11 protein-coding genes are annotated in these 9,026 nt (G+C 73.4%); 3 read left to right on the plus strand and 8 right to left on the minus strand.

The features are described 5' to 3' along the window. The 3 genes from BN12_RS24610 to BN12_RS15990 all read left to right on the plus strand — a co-directional run. A partial coding sequence (locus BN12_RS24610) for an AMP-binding enzyme (protein WP_162233093.1) occupies nt 1-816 on the plus strand: 816 nt, incomplete at its 5' end. Nucleotides 817-820: 4 nt separating this feature from the next. Beyond that, nucleotides 821-1,084: a PLDc N-terminal domain-containing protein gene (locus tag BN12_RS15985; protein WP_048554005.1), complete on the plus strand. Its 264-nt coding sequence runs from the start codon at nt 821-823 to the stop codon at nt 1,082-1,084. 25 nt (nt 1,085-1,109) lie between these two features. Beyond that, nucleotides 1,110-1,988, plus strand: coding sequence for a 1,4-dihydroxy-2-naphthoate polyprenyltransferase (locus BN12_RS15990; protein ID WP_048554006.1), 879 nt, complete (start codon nt 1,110-1,112; stop codon nt 1,986-1,988). A 199-nt stretch (nt 1,989-2,187) separates the two neighbouring features. Here BN12_RS15990 and BN12_RS15995 read toward each other — a convergent pair whose 3' ends face one another. The 8 genes from BN12_RS15995 to BN12_RS23450 all read right to left on the minus strand — a co-directional run. Then, nucleotides 2,188-2,502, minus strand: coding sequence for a DUF4229 domain-containing protein (locus BN12_RS15995; protein ID WP_048554008.1), 315 nt, complete (start codon nt 2,500-2,502; stop codon nt 2,188-2,190). Nucleotides 2,503-2,506: 4 nt separating this feature from the next. Further along, nucleotides 2,507-3,481, minus strand: a complete 975-nt coding sequence (gene ccsB, locus BN12_RS16000) for a c-type cytochrome biogenesis protein CcsB (protein ID WP_048554010.1) — start codon at nt 3,479-3,481, stop codon at nt 2,507-2,509. Further along, nucleotides 3,478-5,061 carry a cytochrome c biogenesis protein ResB gene (resB, locus tag BN12_RS16005; protein ID WP_048554012.1) on the minus strand — a complete coding sequence of 528 codons (1,584 nt, stop codon included), beginning with the start codon at nt 5,059-5,061 and terminating at the stop codon, nt 3,478-3,480. Before resB ends, ccsB begins: the two co-directional genes overlap by 4 nt. Continuing rightward, entirely contained in the window at nt 5,061-5,828 is a 768-nt protein-coding gene (locus tag BN12_RS16010; protein WP_235432430.1) for a cytochrome c biogenesis CcdA family protein, read from the minus strand. Before BN12_RS16010 ends, resB begins: the two co-directional genes overlap by 1 nt. Beyond that, on the minus strand, nt 5,825-6,475 hold the full coding sequence (locus BN12_RS16015; protein ID WP_083454701.1) for a TlpA family protein disulfide reductase: 651 nt from the start codon (nt 6,473-6,475) through the stop codon (nt 5,825-5,827). The genes BN12_RS16010 and BN12_RS16015 overlap by 4 nt, the downstream gene beginning before the upstream one ends. After that, complete coding sequence (locus BN12_RS16020) at nt 6,472-7,125, minus strand: histidine phosphatase family protein (protein WP_048554014.1); 654 nt, start codon at nt 7,123-7,125, stop codon at nt 6,472-6,474. The genes BN12_RS16015 and BN12_RS16020 overlap by 4 nt, the downstream gene beginning before the upstream one ends. A gap of 43 nt (nt 7,126-7,168) precedes the next feature. Next, complete coding sequence (gene hemL, locus BN12_RS16025; RefSeq protein ID WP_048554016.1) at nt 7,169-8,491, minus strand: glutamate-1-semialdehyde 2,1-aminomutase; 1,323 nt, start codon at nt 8,489-8,491, stop codon at nt 7,169-7,171. Between the two features lie 71 nt (nt 8,492-8,562). Next, a partial coding sequence (locus BN12_RS23450) for a MarR family winged helix-turn-helix transcriptional regulator (RefSeq protein WP_407667804.1) occupies nt 8,563-9,026 on the minus strand: 464 nt, incomplete at its 5' end.

A 9,026-nucleotide genomic window follows, 5' to 3' on the forward strand; every position in this document is an offset into this window, starting at 1 on the left:
CCCCGCCCCCCCGCGGCGGCCCCCCCCCCGGCGCTGGTGGTGGAGGGGGCCCGCCGTCACGAGGCGTCGACGGCCTCGGGCACGCGGCGCTACACCGCCCTCGTGCCGACCCAGGTCGCCCGGCTCCTCGACGAGCCGGCCGCGGCGGCCGCCCTCGCCACGTACGACGGAGTCCTCGTCGGCGCCGCCGCGACCCCACCCAGCCTTGCCGAACGGGCAGCGTCCGCGGGGGTCACCCTCGTCCCGACGTACGGCATGAGCGAGACGTCCGGCGGCTGCGTGTATGCGGGACGGCCCCTGCCGGTGAGCCGGGTCCGGATCGAGGACGGCCGGGTGCTCCTCGGCGGGGCGACGCTCGCGAGCGGCTACCTCGCCGGCGACCCGGCGGGCGCCTTCGTCGAAGACCCGGCGGGTTCCGAGCGCTGGTTCCGCACCGACGACGCCGGCCACCTCGACGAGGACGGGAGACTCCACGTCGACGGGCGGCTCGACGATCTCGTGACGACGGGAGGCCTGAAGGTCGCGCCTCGCGTCGTCGAGGACGCCCTCCTGCGGCACGTGCCCGGGGTCCGGGAGGCCGTCGTCGTCGGGGCACCCGACGCCGAGTGGGGCCAGGTCGTCAGCGCGGCCCTCGTCGTCGACACGGACGGGGCGACGCGGCCGCCCGGTCTCGCCGACGTCCGCTCGGCGCTGCGTGACGCGCTCCCGGCATACGCCCTGCCGCGGCGCCTCATCGTCGCCGCCGACCTCCCCACCCGGGGCCCCGGCAAGCCCGACCGGAGTGCCATCGCCACCTGGTTCACCATGGGACAATAGAGACGTGGTGCGGTACCTTCCCCTCCTGCTCGTCCTGGCGGTCATCGTCTGGGCGCTCGTCGAGTGCCTCCAGACACCGTCGACGGAGGTCCGTGCCCTGCCGAAGCTCGTGTGGGTGGCCGTCATCGTGCTCCTGCCGATCCTCGGCGCCGTCGCCTGGTTCGTCGCCGGCCGCCCCACCGGGCATCCCGGGGGCGGAGGCTCGGGACGCACCCTGTCCCGGCCGATGGGTCCCGACGACGATCCCGACTTCCTGCGCCGCCTCTGAGCCCGAGAGCGAGTCACCACCGCACATGGCCACTCCCCGCCAGTGGGTCGCCGGCGCCCGCCCGCGCACCCTCCCCGCCGCCGTCTCCCCCGTCGTCGCCGGGACCGGCGCGGCATACGCGATCGACGAGGAGAGCCTAGGTCTCGCCCTCCTCGCCCTCCTCGTCGCCCTCTTCCTCCAGATCGGCGTGAACTACGCCAACGACTACTCCGACGGCGTCCGCGGCACCGATGCCGAGCGGGTCGGCCCGGTCCGCCTCGTCGGCCAGCACCTCGCCGACCCCGGCAACGTGCGGATCGTCGCGTTCGGCAGCTTCGCCTGCGCGGCGCTCGCCGGCCTCGCCCTCGTGGCCCTGTCCGGCGCCTGGCTGCTGCTGCCCGTCGGCGTCCTCGCGATCCTCGCGGCGTGGCGGTACACCGGCGGCGACAACCCGTACGGGTACCGCGGCCTCGGCGAGGCATACGTCTTCGTCTTCTTCGGGCTCGTCGCGACGCTCGGCACGCTCTACTCCCAGTCCGGGACGGTGACGTGGGCCGGGCTGCTCGCGGCCGTCGGGGTCGGGGCCATCGCGAGCGCCCTCCTCGTCGCCAACAACCTGCGCGACATCCCGGGCGACACCCTCTCCGGCAAACGCACGCTCGCCGTGCGCCTCGGCGACCGGCGCACCCGCGCGGTCTACACCCTCCTCGTCGTCGTCGCGCTGGCCGCCCTCGCGGGGATCGTCCTCCTCGGTATGCCGTGGGCCGCCCTCGCGCTCGCGGCGTTCGCCGTCGTCGTCGGACCGCTGCGCCGGCTCTGGTCCGGGGCGACCGGCCGCGACCTCGTCCCCGTCCTCGTCGCGACGGGCCGGTTCGAGCTCGCCTACGCCGTGCTCCTCGCGATCGGTCTCGCCGTCAGCGGCTGACCAGACCGGGCTCCCCCGGGCCGGCATCCCGCACGTGCCGAGAAGATGTCGTCCCGACGCGATCTCGACAGCAACAACTCGGCACGTGCGAGAAGGGTCCCCGCACGTGCCGAGAAGATGTCGTCTCAACGCGAGCTCGACAGCAACAACTCGGCACGTGCGAAGAGGGGACCGCAGACCGGCGAGGGGCGAGTGCGCCTCAGCGGAAGTCGTCGGGGGTCGACCGGGTGCGCCCGACCTCGTCCTCGGCGTCCTCCTCCGCGGCGTCCCGGCCCGCGGCGCTCGCCGCCGCCTTGCGCTCCATCGCCTCGCGACGGGCGTCGACCCGGCGCTGGATCGTCTCGCTCGCCTCGTTGCGGAAGGGCCGGAGCACGACGAAGGAGATCGCCAGCGACAGCACGGCGGCACCGGCGACGAGCCACACCTCCTCGTCGCGGCTGCGGAGCCCGAGGAGCCACAGCAGCGCGAGGCAGCCGAAGAAGACGAGGAAGCGCAGCAGGGTGTAGCGGACCATCGACTCACAGCCCCGAGTAGCTGTGCTGGCTCACGAAGTACACGTTGACGATCGCGTAGTTGACGATGATGCAGGCGAACCCGGCGAGGGCGATCCAGGTGGCCTGGGTGCGTCGCATGCCGCTCGTCGCCCGGGCGTGGAGGTAGGCGGCGTAGACGACCCAGATGATGAAGCTCCAGACCTCCTTGGGGTCCCAGTTCCAGTAGGAGCCCCACGCCTGCCGGGCCCAGATGGCGCCGGCGATCACGGTGAAGGTCCACAGCGGGAAGCCGACGACATGGAAGCCGTATGCCATCCGCTCCAGCGCCTTCGACGACGGCAGCCGGTCCAGGAGCGACGGCTTGCCCGACGTCTCGACCCGGGCCTGGACGAGCGAGAGCACGGCGACGGCCGCACCGAGGGTGAACACGGAGACGGAGATCGTCGCGATCGTCACGTGGATGACGAGCCAGTACGACTGGAGGGCCGGCATGACGCCCGAGGCCTGGGTGTACCAGACGGTCGTCGTGAGGCCGCACAGGAGGAGGACGGGCGCGGTGATGAAGAGCCCGAGCCACCGCAGGTCGCGTCGCGTCGACCAGGCGACGAAGAACACCATGACCGACATCGCGGCGAACGTGCCGAACTCGTACATGTTCCCCAGCGGCCAGCGGTGGACCGCGAGCCCGCGCAGGGCGACCGAGGCGACGAGCAGGAGCGCCCCGAGACCCGCGAGCAGCTGGGCGATCGCGCCGGCCTTGCGGGCCCGCAGCGGCACCTCGTCGGAGCCGGCGAGGGCACCCGGCGGCGTCGCGGCCGGCGGTGACGGCGTCTCGCCCTCGGCGCCCACGAGGACCTCGCTGCGTTGGGCGTCGCGGGAGGCGGTCCGTGCCGGGACGAGGCCGGCGAGGTACAGCGCATAGGCGAGCATCGACAGGGTGATGACAGCCATCGCCGAGTACATCGCGAGGTTGGCGTTGGTGGCCAGGTTCTCGTTCATCGTCTCTCTCCGGGCGCTGCGGTGAGGGAGTCGAGGACCGACTGCAGCACGTCGGGCATCCCTTCGTCGTCGTCCTTGGCGAGACCGCCGACGGTTACGAGGGTAGAGCCCCCCGCCTCGACGGGCGACACCCGGACGAACACGCGCCGCCGGCGCACGAGGAGCGAGGCGAGCAGCCCCGCGACCATGAGGAGCGCCGAGCCGAGGGTGAGCCACTTGCCGGGGTCGTGGCGGATGGAGATCCCGGCGAACCGCTCGACGGAGTCGAAGGTGATCGTCCCGCGACCTCCGGGCAGCGTGTAGGTCTGCCCGGGCTCGAGCCAGATGGTGAGGGGCTGGGTGGTGCCCGGCTTCTTCAGCTGGGTCAGCTCGGAGGTGTCGAGCGTGTAGACCGACTGCGGCCGGCCCCCGGGGGCGAGGGTCCCTTCGTAGGCGGTGAGGACGAGCGCCGGCTTGAGGGCGTCGGGGAAGAGTGACACGGGCCCCTCGGAGTCCGAGAGCGAGGCGGTCGGCAGGAAGAAGCCGGTGAAGCCGAGCTCCTTCGGGGAGGCTGCGGGGACCTTGATGGCGCCGACCGACTTGTAGTTGTTGTCCTGCGCGAGGAAGGGCGTCGCGTCGTGGTAGAGCACCTCGCCCTTGGCGTCCTTGACGGTCACGACGGGCGCGTAGCCGTTGCCGAGGAGGAATGCCGTGCCCCCGGGGACGCTCAGCGGCTGGTTGACCTTGATCGTCGCCGGCCGGGGGGTCTCGCCGGGCTGGTCGGCGATCTTCACGTATGCCGTGAAGTCGCGGGGCGTCCCGAACTGGCCCGACCCCTTCGTCGTCTCCTCGAACCGCGCCTCCATCCGGTCGAGCGTCAGCGTGAAGGGACGCAGGTCGTCGGGGTCGACCCACGGCCCGGGGCTGAAGGTGTCGTAGCGGATGAGGGTGTTCGCGAAGGTCTGGCCCTGGGGAAGGATGACGTCGCCCTTCCAGCCCCAGATGTGCCCGATGGCGACGCCGACGATGACGCCGAGGAGCGCGAGGTGGAAGACGAGGTTGCCCGTCTCCTTGAGGTAGCCGCCCTCGGCGCTCAGCGACGACTCGTCGTAGGCGTGGACCCGGTAGCGCCGGCGGCGCAGGGTCGAGCGGAGGGCCGCGAGGACCGTCTCCGGATCGCTCTCGACCGTCGCCGTCGCATGGGCCGGGAGCCGCTCGAGCCGCTTGGGGGTCCGTGGCGGAGCCGCCCGCATGGCCCGCCAGTGCTGTCTCGACCGCGGCAGCACGCAGCCGACGAGGGAGACGAACAGGAGCAGGTAGATCGCGGCGAACCACGGCGAGGCGTAGACGCTGAAGAAGCCGAACCGGTCGAGGACGGGTCCGATCGTCGAGTGCTCCTCGAGCCAGGCCGTCGTCCGCGTCGCGTCGATGCTGCGCTGGGGCAGGACCGAGCCGGGCAGCGCGGCGACGGCGAGCGCGAGGAGCAGGAGGAGCGCCGTCCGCATACTCGTCAGCTGCCGCCAGAGGAACCGGAGCCAGCCGACCGGCCCGAGGCGGGGCTGGACGATCGTGCGGTCCTTGCGGGGCAGGTCGCGAGCCATCAGATCGGCACCTGGAACCTCGTGACGAGCTCGGTCTGCACCCACCGGTTGAGGGTCTCCCAGACGCCGGTGAGGAGGAGGAGCCCGACGAGGACGAGGACGAGTCCGCCGACGACGCGGATCGCCTGCTGGTGGCGGCGCACCCACGCCGACAGGCCGGAGAACCGCTCGACGCTCGCGGCGATGAGCAGGAGCGGCAGCCCGAGGCCGAGGCAGTATGCCGCCGCGAGGACGACCGCGCGGGTCACGCTCGGGTCGGTCGTGCTCGACGCCATGGCGAGCACGGCGGCGAGGGCGGGCCCGGTGCACGGCGTCCACCCGAGCCCGAAGACGGCGCCAAGGAGCGGTGCGCCGGCGAGGCCGGCCCGCGGTCGCCACCCGACGCGCACCTCGCGGGTCCCCGCGCCGAGGAGGAAGAGGATCCCCATGACGAGGACGACGGCGCCGCCGATCCGCATGAGGACCTCGCGGTGGACCACGAGCCCTCGGCCGAGCGAGGTGATGAAGATCGAGCTGAGGATGAAGACGACGCTGAACCCGGCGACGAAGAGGAACGCCCCGAGGAGCAACCGACCCCGGGAGCGTCGTTCGAGCGCGACGTCCGACAGCCCGGTGACGTAGCCGAGGAAGCCCGGAACGAGCGGGAGGACGCACGGCGAGGCGAAGGAGACGAGGCCGGCGAGGCCGGCCACGGCGACGGCGAGCGGCAGAGCTCCCCCGCTGACCGTCGACCCCGCGTCGACCGGCACGGCGAGGGCAGGCGTCACGCTGAGTCCCCCGCGAGGACGTCGTCGACGAGCCCGGTGAGCGTCGTCGCGTCGACGGGCCCGAGGACCCGTGCCGCGATCCGGCCCTTCGTGTCGAGGACGAGGGTCGAGGGTGTCGCCGACGCCTTGCCCTGGAGGGCGAGGACGAGAACCCCGGCGTCGTCGCTCAGGGACGGGTAGGTGATGTCGTGCTTCTTGGTGAAGGCGAGCCCCTGCTCCGCCGGCTCACGGAAGTCGATGCCGACGAACCGGACCGGCTTCCCGGACTTCTCGAAGCCCGCCCACGCCTTCTGGAGGGCGGGCGCCTCGGCGACGCAGGGTCCGCACCACGCCCCCCAGACGTTGACGACGACGACCTTGCCTCGGACGCTGGCCGAGCTCCACGAGGAGCCGTCGAGCGTCTTCCCGGACAGCACGACGGGAGCGGCCCGCTTCGAGACCGCGATCCGCTCGACGGTGCCGTCCCCGGAGATGTAGCCCTTGTTGTCGCCCTGCTTGGCCTGCTGGGCCACGGAGTTCGCGTCCTTCGACGAGCAGCCGGCGAGCACCGCGGCGGCGAGGAGTCCCGCCGCGACGAGCCGGGCCCCTGTCGGGACGCGGCGCACGCCCCTCGGGCCGGCACCGATGGTCCGGTGCGGTCGCGTCATGCCCCTGCTCCCGGTACCGCCTGGGCGAGCAGGCTCGCGGCCGGCTCGGCGTAGTCGATGGACTCGAGGTGGTCGTCGGCATACGTGAGGCTCGTGACGGAGGCGAGCGTGCACTCGCGCCGGCGGGGGTCGTGCCACAGCCGGCGGCCCTCGAGCGCGCACCGGCAGATCCAGATGGGCGCCTGGTGGGAGACGAGGACGCTCTCGTGCCCCCGCGACCGGGCGCGTGCGTCGTCGATGGCCGCTCGCATCCGCCGGGCGAGGTCGACGTACGGCTCGCCCCACGACGGCTTCGTCGGGTTGAGGAAGTACTTGAACATCCGCGGCTCCCGGAGCAGCCCCTTGCCCCCGGCGACGTTGCGGCCCTCGAAGGCGTTCTCGGCCTCGGTGAGCCGCTCGTCGGTGCCGACCGGCAGCTCGTGGGCCTCGGCGATGGGCCGCGCGGTCTGCTGCGCCCGCTCCAGCGGGGAGGAGACGACCTCGACGACGTCCCGCTCCGCGAGGTGGGCCGCCGCGAGCCGGGCCATCTCGCGTCCGAGGTCGGACAGCCCGTAGCCAGGGAGCCTCCCGTAGAGGACGCGGTCGGGGTTGTGGACCTCACCGTGGCGCACGAGGTGGACCGTCGTGCGGACGGGGTCGGCCGAGGTCATGCCGGCGATTGTCGCAAACGAGTCTGAGTGGCCGGGACGGTGCTCAGGAGGTGGCCGTGGCGGCGGCCCGGGCGGCACCCGGCAGCGCCTCGACGACCCGGCCGACGGCCTCGTCGTCGTGCGATGCGCCGACGAACCACGCCTCGAACGCCGAGGGCGGCAGGTGGACGCCGGCCGCGAGCATCGCGTGGAAGAACGCGCCGAACGCCGCGGTGTCCTGGGCCTTCGCGTCGTCGTAGGAACGGACCGGTCCCTCGCGGAAGAAGACGCTGAACATCGACCCGGCCCACTGGACGGTATGTGGGACCGAGGCTGCGGTGAGCGCCTCCGCCGCGGCGTCGGCGATGGTCCGCGAGACGACGCCCAGCCGGTCGTAGACCTCCGGGGTGCAGCCGCGCAGCGTCGCGAGCCCGGCCGCGGTCGCGACGGGGTTCCCCGACAGCGTCCCAGCCTGGTAGACCGGGCCGGTCGGCGCGAGGAGGGCCATGATGTCCGCCCGCCCACCGAACGCCGCGGCCGGGAAGCCGCCGCCCATGACCTTGCCGAAGGTGAACAGGTCGGGCGCGCCGTCGGCATACGGGCCCTCGAGGCCGTACCAGCCGGCGGGGCTGCACCGGAAGCCCGTCATCACCTCGTCGCTGATGAACAGGGCCCCGTGCTCCCTCGTGATCCGCCGCAGTGCCTCGGTGAACCCGGGCTCGGGGGGGATGACGCCCATGTTGCCCGCCGCGGCCTCGGTGATGAGCGCCGCGATCTGGTCGCCCCGCTCGGCGAACGCCGCCTCGACGGCCGCGACGTCGTTGTAGGGCACGACGATCGTCTCCGCCGCGGAGTCCGCGGGGACCCCGGCGCTGTCCGGGAGGGCGAGGGTCGCGACCCCGGAGCCCGCCGAGGCGAGGAGGCTGTCGACGTGGCCGTGGTAGCAGCCGGCGAACTTGACGACCAGCGTCCGGCCGGTGAACCCGCGGGCCAGCCGGATGGCGCTCATCGTCGCCTCGGTGCCGCTGGAGACGAGCCGCACCTGGTCGACCGGCGCGACCCGGGCGACGATCTCCTCGGCGAGCGCGACCTCGTTCTCCGACGGCATACCGAAGGAGAAGCCCTTCCCCGCGGCCTCCCGCACCGCCTCCTCGACGGCCGGGTGGGCATGTCCGAGGATCATCGGCCCCCAGGACGCGACGAGGTCGACGTAGCGGCGGCCGTCGGCGTCGACGAGCCACGGACCCTTGGCCGACACGATGAACCGGGGCGTCCCGCCGACGGAGCGGAACGCGCGGACCGGCGAGTTGACCCCTCCCGGGATGACCTGCTCGGCGCGCTTCATGAGGGCCGCGGACTCGGGGGCGTCGAAGGGGTATGCCGTCATGGCCCCATTCTGGCCGCGTCCCCTTCCCCCGGCGGAATCCGGCCCGGCCGCAACGATGTCGCCCGGGCCGGTCAGGCCTGCTCGGCGCTCCGGCCGGAGTCTTCGGTCGTCCCCGGACCGGCGACCAGATCGGAGTCGGCGGCTCGGACGACGTCTGCGGGTGCGCCAGGACAGGGCGGGGGCTCGGAGGCGGCGGCCCGGTCAGGGTCGGTGACGCCCCCGCATCCGGCGCCGTCGGAGTCCGCGTCCGGGACGAGACCGGCGGCCCGGGCCTGGGCGCAGCCGAGGTCGCGCACACGCGACATCGCTCGTCCGAGGCCGAGCAGCTCCTCGCGGCTCACGAGGTCGACGAGGTGCTCGCGGACGCTCGCGACATGGACCCGGGCCATCTCCTCGACAGCCTCGCGACCGTCGGCGGTGAGGACCAGCTCGACGCCGCGCCGGTCGGACAGGCACGCCTCGCGGGTCACCCAGCCGCGGCCCTCGAGGCGGGCCGCCGTGTGCGGGACCCGGCGGGGCGGCTGGGGGGCGAGGG

The sequence above is a fragment of the Nostocoides japonicum T1-X7 genome (assembly GCF_001046855.1).
GTDB classification, from domain to species: domain Bacteria; phylum Actinomycetota; class Actinomycetes; order Actinomycetales; family Dermatophilaceae; genus Nostocoides; species Nostocoides japonicum.